General features: G+C 73.6%; 15 protein-coding genes. 8 read left to right on the top strand and 7 right to left on the bottom strand.

The features are described 5' to 3' along the window. Nucleotides 1-26: 26 nt before the first annotated feature. Nucleotides 27-4,922: an ATP-dependent helicase gene (locus ABT296_RS24500; protein WP_351930772.1), complete on the bottom strand. Its 4,896-nt coding sequence runs from the start codon at nt 4,920-4,922 to the stop codon at nt 27-29. A gap of 92 nt (nt 4,923-5,014) precedes the next feature. On the opposite strand from ABT296_RS24500, the gene ABT296_RS24495 reads away from it, so the two are divergent. Genes ABT296_RS24495 through ABT296_RS24485 form a run of 3 tightly spaced genes read left to right on the top strand, consistent with a single transcriptional unit; the run spans nt 5,015 to nt 6,917 of the window. Continuing rightward, on the top strand, nt 5,015-5,971 hold the full coding sequence (locus ABT296_RS24495) for a helix-turn-helix transcriptional regulator (RefSeq protein ID WP_351930771.1): 957 nt from the start codon (nt 5,015-5,017) through the stop codon (nt 5,969-5,971). Further along, nucleotides 5,878-6,612: an AzlC family ABC transporter permease gene (locus ABT296_RS24490; protein WP_351930770.1), complete on the top strand. Its 735-nt coding sequence runs from the start codon at nt 5,878-5,880 to the stop codon at nt 6,610-6,612. The genes ABT296_RS24495 and ABT296_RS24490 overlap by 94 nt, the downstream gene beginning before the upstream one ends. Further along, entirely contained in the window at nt 6,609-6,917 is a 309-nt protein-coding gene (locus ABT296_RS24485) for an AzlD domain-containing protein (RefSeq protein ID WP_351930769.1), read from the top strand. Before ABT296_RS24490 ends, ABT296_RS24485 begins: the two co-directional genes overlap by 4 nt. 76 nt (nt 6,918-6,993) lie before the next feature. On the opposite strand, the gene ABT296_RS24480 is transcribed toward ABT296_RS24485, so the two are convergent. Next, nucleotides 6,994-7,938, bottom strand: a complete 945-nt coding sequence (locus ABT296_RS24480; protein ID WP_351930768.1) for a hypothetical protein — start codon at nt 7,936-7,938, stop codon at nt 6,994-6,996. Nucleotides 7,939-8,017: 79 nt separating this feature from the next. Between ABT296_RS24480 and ABT296_RS24475 the strand changes: the two genes are divergently transcribed. Next, the gene (locus ABT296_RS24475) at nt 8,018-8,212 is read left to right on the top strand and encodes a DUF3046 domain-containing protein (RefSeq protein WP_351930767.1); all 195 of its coding nucleotides are present in this window, start codon (nt 8,018-8,020) and stop codon (nt 8,210-8,212) included. Between the two features lie 59 nt (nt 8,213-8,271). Further along, nucleotides 8,272-9,615, top strand: a complete 1,344-nt coding sequence (locus tag ABT296_RS24470; protein ID WP_351930766.1) for an AI-2E family transporter — start codon at nt 8,272-8,274, stop codon at nt 9,613-9,615. A gap of 4 nt (nt 9,616-9,619) precedes the next feature. Here ABT296_RS24470 and ABT296_RS24465 read toward each other — a convergent pair whose 3' ends face one another. Next, nucleotides 9,620-10,192, bottom strand: coding sequence for a GNAT family N-acetyltransferase (locus ABT296_RS24465; RefSeq protein WP_351930765.1), 573 nt, complete (start codon nt 10,190-10,192; stop codon nt 9,620-9,622). Nucleotides 10,193-10,454: 262 nt separating this feature from the next. On the opposite strand from ABT296_RS24465, the gene recA reads away from it, so the two are divergent. The 3 genes from recA (at nt 10,455) to ABT296_RS24450 (ending at nt 13,661) form a co-directional block, all read left to right on the top strand. Next, a complete protein-coding gene (gene recA / locus ABT296_RS24460) occupies nt 10,455-11,579 on the top strand; it encodes a recombinase RecA (protein WP_351930764.1) in 1,125 nt (374 codons plus the stop codon). A gap of 3 nt (nt 11,580-11,582) precedes the next feature. After that, entirely contained in the window at nt 11,583-12,479 is an 897-nt protein-coding gene (gene recX / locus ABT296_RS24455) for a recombination regulator RecX (protein WP_351930763.1), read from the top strand. 213 nt (nt 12,480-12,692) lie between these two features. Continuing rightward, nucleotides 12,693-13,661 carry a sugar ABC transporter substrate-binding protein gene (locus ABT296_RS24450; protein WP_351930762.1) on the top strand — a complete coding sequence of 323 codons (969 nt, stop codon included), beginning with the start codon at nt 12,693-12,695 and terminating at the stop codon, nt 13,659-13,661. Between the two features lie 96 nt (nt 13,662-13,757). On the opposite strand, the gene ABT296_RS24445 is transcribed toward ABT296_RS24450, so the two are convergent. The 4 genes from ABT296_RS24445 to ABT296_RS24430 form a co-directional block, all read right to left on the bottom strand. Further along, nucleotides 13,758-14,183: a rhodanese-like domain-containing protein gene (locus ABT296_RS24445; protein WP_351930761.1), complete on the bottom strand. Its 426-nt coding sequence runs from the start codon at nt 14,181-14,183 to the stop codon at nt 13,758-13,760. Continuing rightward, entirely contained in the window at nt 14,180-14,710 is a 531-nt protein-coding gene (locus ABT296_RS24440) for a cupin domain-containing protein (protein ID WP_351930760.1), read from the bottom strand. The genes ABT296_RS24445 and ABT296_RS24440 overlap by 4 nt, the downstream gene beginning before the upstream one ends. 80 nt (nt 14,711-14,790) lie before the next feature. After that, complete coding sequence (locus tag ABT296_RS24435; RefSeq protein ID WP_315882177.1) at nt 14,791-14,862, bottom strand: putative leader peptide; 72 nt, start codon at nt 14,860-14,862, stop codon at nt 14,791-14,793. A 168-nt stretch (nt 14,863-15,030) separates the two neighbouring features. Continuing rightward, nucleotides 15,031-16,638 (bottom strand): FAD-dependent monooxygenase, encoded by a 1,608-nt coding sequence (locus tag ABT296_RS24430; protein WP_351930759.1) that lies wholly within the window; start codon nt 16,636-16,638, stop codon nt 15,031-15,033. Nucleotides 16,639-16,727 lie beyond the last annotated feature (89 nt).

Below are 16,727 nucleotides of genomic sequence, written 5' to 3'. Positions count from 1 at the left end.
TGGGGTTCCCGGTTCCGCGGGCCGGGTCAGGCGCGCAGGCGCAGGCCGCGGGGGGTGGCGACGAAGCCGGCTCCTTCCAGGAGGGTGCCGATGGGGGAGGTGAGGGCCGGGGCGCCGTTGATCCGCTCCACGGTGACCGTGCCCAGGGAGCCGGCGCGGGCGGACGCGGCGAGGGCGTCGGCCGCCGCGCGCAGCCGGGGGTCGTCCGCGGGCGTGTCGTCCGGGGCGGCGGGCCAGGCCAGCAGGGTCTTGCCGCCGCGCTCCATGTAGAGGGTCAGTTCGCCGTCGACCAGTACCACCAGCGAGCCCGCCTTGCGGCCCGGTTTGTGGCCCGCGCTGGTCGGGGGCTCCGGCCAGGGCAGGGCGGCGCCGTACGCGTTCGCCGGATCGGCGGCGGCCAGCACCACGGCCCGGGAGTCCGGGGCGGGGCGGGGGCGTCGCGCGGGGGAGGGGAAGTCGCGGGGGGAGACGTACTCGTCCGGTCTGGCGGGCGGGTGCGGGGCGGCGTCCTCGAAGCCCTCGGGCGGATGCGTGGCGAAGCCGTGGTCGGTGAGGTCCTGGCCGGAGGGGCCCTGGCCGGTGAAGGCGTCCTGGGGGAACCCGGCGCCCGGGAACGCCGCGTTCGGGAAGGACTCGGCCGGGAAGGAATCCGCCGGGAAGGCCGCGGTGGGCGTCTCGCCGCGGTCGCGGGCGTTGGACACGGCGCGCAACCGGTCCACGGCGCCGTCCATGGCGAACTGCGCGGCACCGAGCCCCTCCACCACATAGCCGCGCCGGGCCTGACCACTCTCCTCGAACACGGACAGGATCCGGTACGTCGCCGAGAAGCCGCCCTCCACACCCTCCGCGGAGACCGCGCCCCGGGTCACCACGCCGTGCCGGTCGAGGAGGGTGCGGGCCAGGGCGTGCGCGCGCACCGTGGGATCGGACTCGTGGGCCGGGAGCAGGGACCAGCGCCCCGCGACGGTCGGCGGACCCGAACGGGAGGCGGGACGGGCGGCGGCGGTGAGCGAGCCGTAGCGCCCGCGCGGGACCGTGCGCTTGGCGCGGTGGGCCGTGGCACCCGCGGTGCGGCCGGAACCCAGCAGCGAGCGCATCGGGGCCAGCGTGTCGTTCGTCAGCCGGCCCGACCAGGACAGCTCCCACAGGGCGTCCGCGAGCTGCGGATCGGTGGCCTCGGGGTGTGTGGTGGCGCGGACCTGGTCGGCGATCTGCCGGAAGAACAGGCCGTACCCCCCGGACAGGGTGTCCAGAATCGACTGGTGGAGCGCTGTCGGCTCCAGCGGATGCGGCTCCGGCAGCAGCAGGGGCGCCGCGTCCGCCATGTACAGGGAGACCCAGCCGTCCTTGCCCGGCAGCGAGCCGGCGCCCGCCCACACCACCTCACCCGCGGAGGTCAGTTCGTCGAGCATGGCGGGGCTGTAGTTCTGCACCCGGGACGGCAGGACGAGCTTCTCCAGGGCGGACGCGGGCACCGAAGCGCCCTGCAACTGCTCGACCGCCCGCACCAGGCCGTCGATGCCGCGCAGCCCGTGCCCCTTGCCGATGTGCTGCCACTGCGGGAGGAACTGCGCCAGCGCGGCCGGAGACACCGGCTCCAGCTCGTGCCGCAGCGCGGCGAGGGAGCGTCGGCGCAGGCGCCGCAGGACCGTCGCGTCGCACCACTCCTGGCCGATGCCGGCCGGATGGAACTCGCCCTGGACGACCCGGCCCGCCGCCGCGAGCCGTTGCAGGGCGCCCTCGGTGACCGCCGTGCCCAGCCCGAAGCGGGCCGCCGCGGTGACCGAGGTGAAGGGACCGTGGGTGCGGGCGTGGCGGGCGAGGAGGTCGCCGAGCGGGTCCTTCACCGGCTCCGTGAACGCCTCCGGGACACCGACCGGCAGCGCGGTGCCCAGCGCGTCGCGCAGACGGCCCGCGTCCTCGATCGCCGCCCAGTGGTCCGTGCCGGCGATACGGACCCGGATCGCGCGGCGGGCCGCGGCCAGTTCCGGCGCCCACTGCGGATCCGCGCCCCGCTCGGCCAGTTCGGCGTCGGTCAGCGGGCCGAGCATCCGCAACAGGTCCGCGACACCCTCGGCGTCCTTGACCCGGCGGTCCTCGGTGAGCCACCGCAGCTCCCGCTCCAGCTCGGCCAGCACCTCGGCGTCGAGCAGCTCGCGCAGCTCCGCCTGGCCGAGCAGCTCGGCCAGCAGCCGGGAGTCCAGGGAGAGCGCGGCGGCGCGCCGCTCGGCGAGCGGGGAGTCGCCCTCGTACAGGAACTGGGCGACGTAGCCGAACAGGAGCGAGCGGGCGAAGGGGGAGGGCTCGGGGGTGGTGATCTCGACCAGGCGCACCTTCCGGGACTCCAGGTCGCCCATCAGCTCGGTGAGCCCGGGGACGTCGAACACGTCCTGGAGGCACTCGCGGACCGCTTCCAGCACGATCGGGAACGAGCCGAACTCGCTCGCCACCTGGAGCAGCTGCGCCGCGCGCTGACGCTGCTGCCACAGCGGGGTCCGCTTGCCGGGGTTGCGGCGCGGCAGGAGCAGGGCACGCGCCGCGCACTCCCGGAAGCGCGAGGCGAACAGGGCCGAGCCGCCGACCTGGTCGGTGACGATCTGATCGACGTCGCCCTTGTCGAAGACGACGTCCGCGGCGCCCACCGGCGCCCGGTCGGCGTCGAACTCGGTGCCCGCCCGGCGGGGCTCCTGGTCCAGCAGGTCCAGGCCCATCAGATCGGCGTCCGGCAGGCGCAGCACGATGCCGTCGTCGGCGTGCATCACCTGCGCGTCCATGCCGTACCGCTCGGAGAGCTTCGCGCCGAGCGCGAGCGCCCAGGGGGCGTGCACCTGGGCGCCGAAGGGGGAGTGGATGACGACCCGCCAGTCGCCCAGCTCGTCGCGGAAACGCTCGACCACGATGGTGCGGTCGTCGGGGATGTGCCCGCACGCCTCACGCTGTTCGTCGAGATACGACAGGACGTTGTCCGCCGCCCAGGCGTCCAGGCCCGCGGCCAGCAGCCGCAGCCGGGCGTCCTCCTTGCTCAGCGAGCCGACCTCGCGCAGGAACGCGCCCACCGCGCGGCCCAGTTCGAGCGGGCGGCCGAGCTGGTCGCCCTTCCAGAAGGGGAGCCGGCCGGGCACCCCGGGCGCGGGGGAGACCAGGACCCGGTCCCGGGTGATGTCCTCGATGCGCCAGGAGCTGGTGCCGAGGGTGAACACATCGCCCACCCGCGACTCGTAGACCATTTCCTCGTCGAGCTCGCCGACCCGGCCGCCGCCCTTCTTGGGGTCCGACCCGGCGAGGAACACCCCGAACAGCCCCCGGTCGGGGATCGTGCCGCCGGAGGTGACGGCGAGGCGCTGCGCGCCGGGGCGCCCGGTGACCGTGCCGGCGACGCGGTCCCACACCACGCGCGGGCGCAGCTCGGCGAAGGCGTCCGAGGGGTAGCGCCCCGCGAGCATGTCGAGGACGGCCGTGAACGCGGACTCGGGCAGTGAGGCGAAGGGCGCGGCCCGCCGGACCGAGGCGAGCAGGTCGTCGAACTGCCAGGTGTCCATGGACGTCATGGCGACGACCTGCTGGGCCAGCACGTCCAGCGGATTGGCGGGCACCCGCAGCGACTCGATCGAGCCGGTGCGCATCCGCTCCGTGACCACGGCCGCCTGGACCAGGTCACCGCGGTACTTCGGGAAGACCACGCCCGTGGAGACGGCGCCCACCTGGTGCCCCGCGCGGCCCACGCGCTGGAGGCCGGAGGCCACCGACGGCGGGGACTCCACCTGCACGACCAGGTCGACGGCGCCCATGTCGATGCCCAGTTCGAGACTGGAGGTCGCGACCACGGCCGGCAGCCGGCCCGCCTTGAGGTCCTCCTCCACCAGCGCGCGCTGCTCCTTGGAGACCGAGCCGTGGTGCGCGCGGGCGATGACCGGCGGGGCGCCCTGGGCGGCCCCGGAGCCGCCCATCAGCTCGGCGGGGCTGTGGTGCTCGTCGAGCGGCACACCGGTGGCCCGCTCGTGGGCGATCTCGTTCAGACGGTTGCACAGACGCTCCGCCAGTCGGCGGGAGTTGGCGAAGACGATGGTGGAGCGGTGCGACTGGACGAGGTCGGTGATCCGTTCCTCGACATGCGGCCAGATCGACGGCCGCTCCGCGCCCTCGTTGCCGTCGGCCACCGGCGAGCCGCCCAGCTCGCCCAGGTCCTCGACGGGGACCACCACCGAGAGGTCGAACTCCTTGCCCGACTCGGGCTGGACGATCTCCACCTTGCGGCGCGGGGAGAGATAGCGGGCGATCTCGTCGACCGGGCGGACCGTGGCCGACAGACCGATGCGTCGGGCGGGACGGGGCAGCAGCTCGTCCAGCCGCTCCAGGGAGAGCGCGAGGTGGGCGCCGCGCTTGGTGCCCGCGACCGCGTGCACCTCGTCCAGGATCACCGTGTCGATGCCGGTCAGCGCCTCACGGGTGGCCGAGGTCAGCATCAGGAACAGGGACTCGGGCGTGGTGATCAGGATGTCCGGCGGCCGGGTGGACAGTGCCCGGCGCTCGGCGGCGGGGGTGTCGCCGGAGCGGATGCCGACCTTGACCTCCGGCTCGGGCAGCCCCAGCCGGACGGACTCCTGACGGATCCCGGTCAGCGGGGAGCGCAGATTGCGCTCGACGTCCACCGCGAGGGCCTTCAGCGGTGAGACGTACAGCACACGGCAGCGCTTCTTCGGGTCGGCGGGCGGCGGTGTCGAGGCCAGCTGGTCCAGGGCGGCCAGGAACGCGGCCAGCGTCTTGCCGGAACCGGTCGGGGCCACCACCAGGACGTCCGAGCCCTCCGCGATGGCCTGCCACGCGCCCGCCTGGGCCGCGGTGGGCGCGGAGAAGGCCCCCGTGAACCAGCCGCGGGTCGCGGGGGAGAAGCCGTCCAGGGCCTTGTGGGCGGAGCTGACCATGCGTCCATCCTGCACCCGGCCACTGACAATCACCCCGGCCTGCGAGAACGCGGCGGCTGCGAGCGCGGCCCGGGTGCGGGGAGAATGGCGGCATGGCGGGTTCCGGGGAGCGGGCACGGCACTGGCGGTACGCGGAACTGCCCGGTGTCGACCTGCTGCGTGCCCGGTACATACACAAGACGTTCGTCCGGCACACCCACGAGAACTTCGTGATCGCCGCCATCGCCGACGGCGTCGAGGTCTTCCACCACCGCGGTTCCGACCAGTACGCGGGGGCCGGGGCGCTCGCCCTGGTCAACCCGGACACCCCGCACACCGGCCGCGCCGGCGTGCCGGAGGGGTGGCGGTACGGCGCCGTGTACCCCTCGCCCGAGGTCGTCGCCGAGATCGCGGCCGAGACCACCTCGATCCGCGGCGCGCCCGGCTTCGTCTCCCCGGTGCTGGACGACCCGTACACGGTGTCCCTGGTCCACCAGGTGCTGCGCGCCGCCGACGAGGGCAACGCCCTGGCTGCCGACACGCTCCTGCGGGTCGCCGTGACCCGGCTGCTGCGGCTCAACGGCGGGCCGCTGCCGCAACGGGAGATCCGCACCGCGGGGGCCCGGCTCGCAGCACGCGCGCGTGCGGTGCTCCAGGAGCGGATGGCCGGGCCGCCGACCCTGGAGCGGCTCGCCGCGGAACTGGGGACCAGCCCCTTCGCCCTGCTGCGGGCCTTCCGGGACGCCTACGGGATGCCGCCGCACACCTGGCTGACGGACGCCCGGGTCCGGCGGGCGCGCGACCTGCTGGACACGGGCGTGACACCCGCCGAGGCCGCCCTCGCCGTGGGCTTCGCCGACCAGCCCCACCTCAACCGCCACTTCACCCGGATCGTGGGCGTGCCCCCGGGCGCCTACCGGCGTGAGCGCAAGAACGTACAAGACCCGAAGGGGCCGCTGCTCGTACCGTCCGAGGCGTGGCAGACACAACACTCACCAAGACACGGGACGGCGAGGGCAAACCGGACTCCGCCGTCGTCCGGGACGGGCTCGGGGTCGGCGTCGCGGTAGGACTGTCCGGATTCGCCTTCGGGGTGACCTCGGCCGGCAGCGGGCTCACGCTGTGGCAGACCTGCGCGCTCAGCCTCCTGGTGTTCACCGGCGCGTCCCAGTTCGCGCTCGTCGGGGCGCTGGCCGCCGGGGGCGGGGTGTTCGCGGCGGCCGCCGGAGCCTTCTTCCTCGGGGTGCGCAACGCGTTCTACGGGCTGCGACTGTCACAGGTGCTCGCCCTCCCGCGCGCGGTGCGGCCGTTCGCCGCCCAGTGGGTCATCGACGAGACCGCCGCCGTCGCGCTCGCGCAGCCCACCCGGCGCGCCGCGCGGATCGGGTTCCTGGTCACCGGGCTCAGCCTGTACGCGCTGTGGAACCTCACCACGCTGGCCGGCGCGCTGGGCGCCGAGGCCATCGGGGACACCGACGCCTGGGGCCTCGACGCGGCCGGGCCCGCCGTGTTCCTGGCCCTGCTCGCGCCGATGCTGAAGAGCACGACCGAACGCGCCGTCGCCGGGGCCGCGGTCCTCCTCGGTCTCGGACTGCTGCCGGTCCTGCCCGCCGGTGTGCCGGTACTGGTCGCCGCGCTCGCCGCTCCCGCGGTGCTGTGGGCCGAGGGCCGGCGGCGCCAGGGGCAGGGCCGGGGAGAGGAGAACCGGTGAACATCTGGATCGCCGTCGGCCTGACCGTCCTCGGCTGCTACGCCGTCAAGCTCGCCGGGCTCCTGGTGCCCGCCGGGGTGCTGGAGCGGCCCCTGGTCCGACGGCTCGCCGCACTGCTGCCCGTCGCGCTCCTGGCCGCCCTCACCGCTCAGCAGACCTTCGCCGACGGGCGGATGCTGACGCTGGACGCGAGGGCGGCCGGACTCGCCGCGGCCGCGCTGGCCCTGGTGCTGCGGGCCCCGTTCCTGCTGGTCGTCGCGGCGGCCGTGGCGGTGACGGCGGGAGTCCGGGCGCTGGGCGGCTGACCGCTCGGCCGATGACGCGGCCCTACGCCGTCAGGTGGGCGACCGCGCGGCCGTACCCCCTCTCGTGTGCGACCGCTCAGCCGATGGCGCGGCCGTACGCCCTCAGGGTGTGCAGGGCGTCGATCGTCACCAGCGGGCGTGCCTCCAGGGCGGGGCCCGGGGACCACTGGCGCCAGCGGATCGGCCAGCCGCCGTCCTCCTGCTGCCCGGCGGCGAGGAAGTCCAGGGAGCGGGCCATCTCGTCGTCGGTGAACCACGCGCGCGCCAGCGAGTGCGGCGCCCTGGCGTAGTCGTGCGGGAAGTGGTGCTCGGCCGGGGCGTAGCCGGGCGCGACCGGGTACGCGGCCAGGTCGCCGGGGTCCAGCGCGGCGAGCCTGCGGGCGCGCACCAGGCGGCCGAGCCGGTCCGCCGCCGCCTGCGCGCGCGGGCGGTCCGGAGCGTGGTCCAGGAACGCCACGGCGGCCTCGATCTCGTACGGGTGGGACTCCTCCAGCGCCTCCACGGCCTGCCAGCAGAAGTCCGTGGCCCGGAACAGCCAGGCGTGCCACACCTCGTTGCGGTGCAGCACCCCGACCACCGGCCCGGTCGCCAGCAGCTCGCTCGGCGGGTCGTCCACGACCGGGACGAACGGCGCCGCGGGATAACCGCGCTGGCTGGGATGGATCGCCGGCAGGGCGCCGTCCGCGGTGGAGACCGAGGTCAGATAGCGGCACACGCGCTCCACGCGCTGCCCGCCGCACCGGCCGACGGCGTCCAGCACCCGCAGCGCGTGCGCGGTGGGCAGCGGCTGGCTGACCGGGCCGCGCAGATCGGGTTCCAGCCCGTGCCCGTACCCGCCGTCGTCGTTGCGGTAGGCGTCCAGCGCGGTCTCCACCGGATCGGCGTCGCCGTGCAGGAAGTGGTACGCGAAGAGGCGCTGCTCCAGCACGCGCGCGGTGAGCCACACGAACTGCTCGGCGCGGAAGAGCGGGGAGTGCGCCGGGGGCATCTGGGGGAGTGGGGAAGCTCCTGTTTCGGCCATGCGTCAGACCGTAGGCCGCCGAACCCCTCGGCGCGGGGTCCCGGCTCGGGCCCACCCCCGGGGGCGGGATACTTACGTCATGAGGTTGACGGTCTTCTGGGAGCGCATGGCGGGGCACTTCGGTACGGGGTACGCCGAGACGTTCGCGCACGATCACGTGATGACGGAGCTCGGCGGGCGTACCGTCCACGAGGCCCTGGACGCCGGCTGGGAGGCCAAGGACGTGTGGCGAGTGGTCTGCCACGTCATGAACGTGCCACAGGAACAGCGCTGACAGGTCACGAAGACCCAGGACGGCATCCGGCTGTCGGTGGAGTGGGCGAGACTTGCCCCGTGGCACCCACTGACGACACCCGACAGCTCGATCCGCAGCCCTCGTCCCCCGGTACGACGCCGCCGGCCGGCCCTCCGGACGGCGGAGCCGCCGCGCGGCCCCCGGCCCGTATGCCGCGCTGGCTGCCGCGCGCCATGGTGCTCGCGCTCGCGCTCTACGGTGCCTTCCAGCTCGGCAGCTGGGCCTTCCACGAGCTCACCGGACTGCTGGTCAACATCCTGATCGCGTTCTTCCTGGCGCTCGCGATCGAACCCGCGGTGAGCTGGATGGCCGCCCGCGGCATGCGCAGAGGGCTCGCCACCGGCCTGGTGTTCCTCGGGGTGATGGTCGTCTCCGCCGGGTTCGTCACGCTGCTCGGCTCGATGCTGGCGGGCCAGATCGTCACCATGGTCGAGGGGTTCCCGGACTATCTGGACTCCGTGATCAACTGGATCAACACCCACTTCCAGACCGATCTGAAACGGGTGGACATCCAGGAGGGCCTGCTGCGCTCCGACTGGCTGCGCAACTACGTGCAGAACAGCGCCACCGGCGTCCTCGACGTGTCCGCGCAGGTCATCGGCGGTCTCTTCCAGCTACTGACGATCACGCTGTTCTCGTTCTACTTCGCCGCGGACGGCCCCCGGCTGCGCCGCGCCCTGTGCTCCGTCCTGCCGCCCGCCAAGCAGGCCGAGGTGCTGCGCGCGTGGGAGATCGCGGTGCGCAAGACCGGCGGCTATCTCTACTCGCGCGGCCTGATGGCGCTGATCTCCGGGGTCTGCCACTACATCCTGCTGGAGTCCCTGGGGGTGCCGTACGCGCCCGTGCTCGCCGTCTGGGTGGGCCTGGTCTCGCAGTTCATCCCCACCATCGGCACGTATCTCGCGGGCGCCCTGCCGATGCTGATCGCGTTCACGGTCAACCCCTGGTACGCGCTGTGGGTGCTGATCTTCGTCGTGATCTACCAGCAGTTCGAGAACTACGTGCTCCAGCCCAAGCTGACCGCGAAGACGGTCGACGTGCACCCCGCGGTCGCCTTCGGCTCCGTCATCGCCGGTACCGCGCTCCTGGGCGCGGTGGGCGCGCTGGTCGCCATCCCGGTGGTGGCCACGCTGCAGGGGTTCCTCGGGGCGTACGTGAAGCGGTACGACGTCACCGACGACCCCCGGGTGCACGGGCACCGGGCGCGGGGCACCGGTCCCGGCCTCCTCACCCGGTTGTGGCGGTCGCGGGGCGGGCGGGAGGGCTCCGCGGTGGAGCCCGGCTCCGGCGCGGACTCCGGCTCGGGCTCGGAATCCGGCTCCGGCTCGGAAGGCGGCTCCTCGCCCGAGGGTGGCTCCCCGCCCGGGGGCGGCAGGGGCTGAGCCCTCAGCGCAGGTCGCGCCGCATCAGGATCCTGGGATGGCCGGCCAGTACCGAGGTGGTGTCGGCGGCCTTCACGAACCCGGCGCGCTCGAAGTTCCCGCGCAGCCCGGCGTACGCCATGGTCAGGTCGACCCTGGCGTCGCCGTTGTCGAGGGGGTAGGCCTCCACGACCGGGGCGCCGTGCTCGCGGGCGAACTCCACCGCGCCCGCGATGAGGGAGTGGGAGATCCCCTGCTTGCGGTGGCCGGGGCGGACCCGGACGCACCACAGGGACCACACCGGCAGGTCGTCGACGTGCGGGATCTTGCGGTTGCGGGCGAAGGACGTGTCCGCGCGCGGGGCCACGGCCGCCCAGCCGACCGGCTCGTCGCCGTCGTAGGCGATCACCCCGGGAGGGGGCTCCAAGCGGCACAGGCCGGCGACGTACTCACCGCGCTCCGGTCCGCGCAGCTCGTTGTTGAGCCGGGACGGGATCCGGTAGCTCAGACACCAGCAGACGTTCGCGGTGGGTGACTTCGGACCGATCACGGCCCTGACGTCCTCGAAGACCGACGCCGGGCGAACCTCGATGGTCATGACTGCACCCTAGACGCCGGGGAACGTGGGTACAGGGCTTCCGGGAGGGGCTCCGGGTACCGCGTGGTGCGCTTGACACCAAAATCGAACATCCATTCTTATGGAAGCTCCGGCAAGGCTTTCGGCGGGTGTTTCGGGATGGTCTGTCCAGGTTGGTACCTCGGTTATCCACAGGCCGGGCGGGCGTCGGGGCGCATTGTCAGTGGCAGGCGTTAGCGTCTTTGACGTGAAGCGATCGACTCAAGCAAATCGGGTGGAACCCATGGCAGGAACCGACCGCGAGAAGGCCCTGGATGCCGCACTCGCACAGATTGAACGGCAATTCGGCAAGGGCGCGGTCATGCGCATGGGCGAGCGGTCGATGGAGCCCATCGAGGTCATCCCGACCGGATCGACCGCGCTCGACGTGGCCCTCGGCGTCGGCGGCCTGCCGCGCGGCCGCGTGGTGGAGGTGTACGGACCGGAGTCCTCCGGTAAGACGACGCTGACGCTGCACGCGGTGGCGAACGCGCAGAAGGCCGGCGGCCAGGTCGCCTTCGTGGACGCGGAGCACGCCCTCGACCCCGAGTACGCCAAGAAGCTCGGCGTCGACATCGACAACCTGATCCTCTCCCAGCCGGACAACGGCGAGCAGGCCCTGGAGATCGTGGACATGCTGGTCCGCTCCGGTGCCCTCGACCTGATCGTCATCGACTCCGTCGCCGCGCTCGTCCCGCGTGCGGAGATCGAGGGCGAGATGGGCGACAGCCACGTCGGTCTCCAGGCCCGTCTGATGAGCCAGGCGCTGCGGAAGATCACCAGCGCGCTCAACCAGTCCAAGACCACCGCGATCTTCATCAACCAGCTCCGCGAGAAGATCGGCGTGATGTTCGGCTCTCCGGAGACCACGACCGGTGGCCGTGCCCTGAAGTTCTACGCGTCGGTGCGCCTCGACATCCGCCGCATCGAGACGCTGAAGGACGGCACCGACGCGGTCGGCAACCGCACCCGCGTCAAGGTCGTCAAGAACAAGGTCGCGCCGCCCTTCAAGCAGGCCGAGTTCGACATCCTCTACGGGCAGGGCATCAGCCGCGAGGGCGGCCTGATCGACATGGGCGTGGAGCACGGCTTCGTCCGCAAGGCCGGCGCCTGGTACACGTACGAGGGCGACCAGCTCGGCCAGGGCAAGGAGAACGCGCGCAACTTCCTCAAGGACAACCCCGACCTGGCCAACGAGATCGAGAAGAAGATCAAGGAGAAGCTGGGCGTCGGCGTGCGTCCCCAGGATCCGGCCGCCGAGCCGGGTGCGGACGCCGCGGGCTCCGCCGCCACCGACGAGGCAGCCAAGTCGGTGCCCGCTCCGGCCGCGGCGAAGGTCGCCAAGAAGGCCACCGCCGCCAAGAGCTGACCCATGACACGACGAACCGACTGGGCCGAGTACGCCAGCCCGGACCCGCCGAGGGCGCGGGCCGGGAGAGGCGTCGGCGGTCCCGCCGGGGTGGGCGGCGAGTACGGCGACGACGGGCCGTACGGCTTCGGCGACGATCACGGCGGGCTGTACGGCGACGACGGGCCGTACGCCGACGGCGTCGGTCGGGGCAGGGACGGGACGTACGGCGACGGGCTCCGGGGGGACGGCGGCCCGGGACCGGACACCGATGGGCTTGCCGGCGGTGCGCGCCGCGGAGCCGGCGGGGCTCGTGGCGCGGGCGGCGCCCGGGGCCGCCGTCGACGCGGCCGCGAAGAACCGACCGGTGAGGACGGAGGCACCTCCTCCTCGTCGAGGGCCGAGAAGGGGGAGCCCCCCGGGGACCCGGTGGAGCGGGCACGGGCGATCTGCCTGCGCCTGCTCACCGGGACCCCGCGCACCCGCAAGCAGCTCGCCGACGCGCTGCGCAAGCGGGAGATCCCGGACGAGGCCGCGGAGGAGGTGCTGTCCCGGTTCGAGGAGGCCGGACTGATCAACGACAGCGCGTTCGCGGACGCCTGGGTGGAGTCCCGGCACCACGGGCGGGGGCTGGCCCGGCGTGCGCTCGCGCGGGAACTGCGGACCAAGGGCGTCGACTCCTCGCTGATCGACGCGGCCGTCGGACAGCTCGACTCCGAGCGGGAGGAGGCGACGGCCCGCGAACTCGTCGACCGCAAACTCCGGTCCACCCGGGGCCTCGACCGCGACAAGCGGCTGCGCCGGCTCGCCGGGATGCTCGCCCGCAAGGGGTACCCGGAGGGAATGGCGCTGCGGGTGGTCCGGCAGGCGCTGGAGGCGGAGGGCGAGGACACCGAGTTCCTGCCCGGCGAGGAGTACTGACGCGGTAACGCCGGGGTCCCGTGGGATGCGTGAGCCGCAGGCTTACGTTGCGTTCCCGGGAGGGTCGAGCGGGCCGCGGGTGGCTGTACCGTCTGCCGACGTCGCGCGGACGTCCGAGCCCGGCTGGGCTTCAAGTCTGTGTCCCCACCGACGACTTGACCCTCACGCTCCCCTGTCGGGGGCCCCTCCGTGCGCTCCGAAAGGCAGCCCGCCATGCCTTGTTCCGTCCGCCGCGGCAGACCGCTGGCCATGTCCCTGCTCTGCTCCAGCCTGATCCTCGGCGGCTGCGGACTGCTGCAGCCCGAGACCGAGAAGAAGAGCGACGGCCCGCTCACGCTCGGGTTCGTCAACGGCGGCACCTCGCCGTTCCACAAGTGTCTGGAGGCGGCCGTCGACGACACGGCCCGCAACAACCTCGCCGATCTCCACATCGCCAACTCCGGTCAGGACGCGGCGACCGAACTGGCCAACATCGAGGACATGATCGCTCGGGGAGTGGACGCGATCATCGTGCAGACGGTGGACGTGGACGCGCTGCGCGACGACATCGCCAAGGCCAGGAGCGCCGAGGTCCCCGTCTTCCTCACCTCCGTCGTTCCCGACGACACGGGCGACATCCTCGGGGCCGTCGTCGTCGACCTCGAACAGGTCGGCCGCCTGGACGCCGACTGGATCGAGAAGGACGCCGCCGGCCAGGAGGTCCAGGTCGCCGTCGTCGCGGGGGCGCCGGGAGCCGCCTCGGACCTGCTGGTGGGCGGCTTCGAGTCCGGGCTGCCCACGAACGCGGAGGTCGTCGCGGCGGAACCCGGGATGTTCGACCCCGGCAAGGCCCGCGAGGTCGCCGCGGAGATGATCCGGGACCACCCCGACCTCGACTACGCCTTCGTCGCCAACGAGGCGATGGCCTTCGCGGTCCGCGAGGCGCTCGACGAGGGGGGCGGAGAGGCGGTCGAGATCGTCACCGTCAACGGAACGGACGAGGGGCTGGCCGCCCTCAAGGACGGCCGATTCGCCGCGACCGTCGCCAACTCGGCCGCGGACACCGGCGAACTGGCGGTGACCAACACCATCGCCCTGCTGCGCGACTGGGGCGCCGACCGGATCGCCCAGACCCCGGTGCGCCTGGTGACCGCGGACAACGCGGACACCGCTCCGCTCTACTGCCCGGCGAACGCCGAGTAGACGGAGCGGGTCGCGCACCGCGGTCCGGGGACAGCCCGGCCGAGGGTCACCCCGCGGATCCGGAACGGGAGCCGGGCTTCGAGTGGGAGCCGGACTCTAGTGAGGGCCGGAGTCGGACGCGCCGTCCACGACCCGTAGTCCCGCTGCCCGCCAGGCCTGGAAGCCGCCGATCAGGTCCGTCGCCCGGTGCAGGCCCAGCCGGTGCAGGGACTCGGCCGCCAGGCTGGAGGCGTAGCCCTCGTTGCAGACGACGACCACCCGCAGGTCATGGCCGGTGGCCTCCGGCACCCGGTGGCTGCCCAGCGGATCGAGCCGCCACTCCAGCTCGTTGCGCTCCACCACCAGGGCGCCGGGGATCAGCCCGTCCCGTTCGCGCAGTGCCGCGTACCGGATGTCCACCAGCAGTGCCTCGCCGGACCGGGCGGCCTCGTGGGCCTCCCGCGCGGTGACGCGCGGGTAGGCCGCGCGCACCCGCTCCAGCAACTCGTCGATACCGAACGGCTGTTCGGACCAGCCGCTCACTGCCAGTCCTCCGGGCGCTCCACCTGCTCCAGACGCAGGACGGGACCGGTGCGGCTGTAGCGGCGGATGCGGGGCAGCGGCGGGTAGTAGGCGTGCACGGAGATCGCGTGGTGGCCGGGGGACTCGTTGAGGACCTCGTGGACGTGGTGGTGGCCGAAGGAGCGGCCCTTGCCGGCCGGCAGTCGGCGCTCGCGGTCCACGTCCTCGCTGAGTTCCAGCGTCTTCCAGCCGTCCGTGGGCAGCCGGGCGGCGAGCGAGTTCTCCTTCAGCTCCCCGGCCGCGGTCACGAAGGCGCCGACCGAGTCCGCGTGGTCGTGCCAGCCGGTGCCCGAGCCGGGCGGCCAGCCGATCAGCCATGCCTCGCTCCCGGCGGGCCCCTCCAGCCGCACCCAGGTGCGGCCCTCGGGGTCGAGCGGGAGGGAGGCGATCAGCTCGGCGTCGGCGGCCGTACGCCGTGCGAAGTCGAGGAGGTCCGCCTGTGTGGGAGCGGCGGCAAGGGAAACGGAAGCGGAGGGGGTGACAGACACTTCGACCGTCCTGATGAGTGTTCGCGGAGAGCGCGCGGCGGCACGACGGCGGGCGCGCGCAGATGTGCAGAGATGCGAATTCAGCAGGACCGGGTACACATGCAGCCCGCGTAGCGGACCAGGTCCACATGGACCTTCCGCCACAGGTGCACACAGGTGTACGTCACGAAGCGGAGTACACCACGGTGGTGGGGAGTGGTCAACTGACCGTCAGCATGTGGACGGTGCAGTGCGCGGGAGCGCACTCCGCGGAGGCGCTGGGCGCGCCCCGACGCGCCGAACCCCGGTTCGGGGCGCTCCCCGCCCGGAGCGCCCCCCGCTCACCGCGAACCCGCCGCCGCCCCCGCCTCGGCCTCCGTCTCCGACTCCACCGGACCCCCGAGCGTCGCCTCCGCCGCGGCGTACAGATCCGCCGGGCGCACCCCGTTCAGCGCCGTGACGAGATGGCCGTCGGGCCGCACCAGCAGGACCGTGTGCGGGGCAGCGCCCGGGTAGCTCTCGGCGACCAGCAGCTCGGCCGGATGCGGCAGCGCCGTCACGGCCGCCGCGAGCCGGGGCATGATCCCGGCGGTCACCCAGTGCTTGCGGTCCCACACCCCCGTACCGGGCGCGATCAGCAGGACCAGCAGGGCGCCCCGCCCGAGCCGCTCCCGCAACTGCACGAACGATCCGTCCTCCGCGGTCACCCGCACATCGCGCACCGGAGCGCCCACGGGGGTGTCGACGGACACCTCGCCCTCCAGATGGCGGGGCGCCAGCGGCGAATCGGCGTGCGCCCCCGGCGCACCGAGCGCCCCGCGCCCCAGGTGGCCCTCGGCGAGCAGAGCGTCATGGCCGCGGGCCGAGCCGGGCACGTACGCGCGCAGCCCGCCGCCACCGCGCAGCAGCGGCAGGGCCTGGTCGGCGGCGCGCAGCCGGGCGGCGACGATCGCGCGCCGCTCGGTCTGGTAGCTGTCCAGCAGCGCCTCGTGCGGCCCGTGGTGCCAGGCCAGGGCCAGCTTCCAGGCGAGGTTGTCGGCGTCCCTGAGCCCCTCGTCGAGGCCGTGGGTGCCGAGCGCGCCGAGCAGGTGCGCGGCGTCTCCGGCCAGGAAGACCCGCCCGGCCCGCCAGCGCCGCGCCAGCCGGTGGTGCACGGTGTGGACGCCGGTGTCGAGCAGTTCGTAGGACGGGGTCGCGCCGCCCGTCCAGCCGGCCAGGGTCTCCCGGACGCGGGACACCAGCAGTTCCGGTGTCACGAGGTCCTTGCCCGGCGGGAGGAGCCAGTCCAGCCGCCAGGCGCCCTCCGGCAGCGGGCGTGCGGTGACCTCGCCGGCCGAGGGGCCGGAGGTCCGCCACGGCGGCATCCGGTGCAGCATCGCCTCGTCGGGCCAGGGGAGTTCGGTGCGCAGCGCGGCGACCGCGTGCCGTTCGACGGCCGTACGGCCGGGGAAGCGGATGTCCTGGAGCTTGCGGACCGTGGAGCGGGGGCCGTCGCAGCCGACCAGGTAACTGCCGCGCCACCAGGTGCCCTTGGGGCCGCGGGTGCGCGCGGTGACGCCGGAGGTCTCCTGCTCGACGCCGTCGAGCCGGCTGTCCGTCGCGATCCTCACCAGCCGCTCGCCGGCGAGGGCCGCACGCAGGGCGTCGGTGAGGACGTGCTGGGCGATGTGCACGGGCGCCGCGTGGTCGAAGGACACCTCGCGCATCACCTGCTTGCGCCGCATCGACCGCCAGCCGGCCAGTCGGCAGCCGGCCCGCGCGAGGGAGAGTCCGGTCAGACGCTCCATCAGGGCGGCGGTGTCCTCGCGCAGTACGACGGAGCGCGCCAGTCGGGGTTCGTCCTTGCCGGGGCCTTCGTCGAGGACGACCGACGGCACCTCCTGACGCGCCAGCGCCAGGGCGAGCGTGAGCCCGACGGGCCCCGCTCCGACGATGATCACCGGGTCCACGGTGTGGTGCCCCCTGCCCGCGACGGTGCCCCGAGGGACGCGTGTGAACAGGAGGTTTGAGCAGGGTGCACGATCACAGAACGTATGCA

This window comes from Streptomyces sp. NPDC000983, assembly GCF_040299205.1.
Lineage (GTDB): Bacteria > Actinomycetota > Actinomycetes > Streptomycetales > Streptomycetaceae > Streptomyces.
The sequence above is the reverse complement of the archived record's forward strand: the minus strand, read 5'-3'. Positions and strand labels throughout refer to the sequence as shown.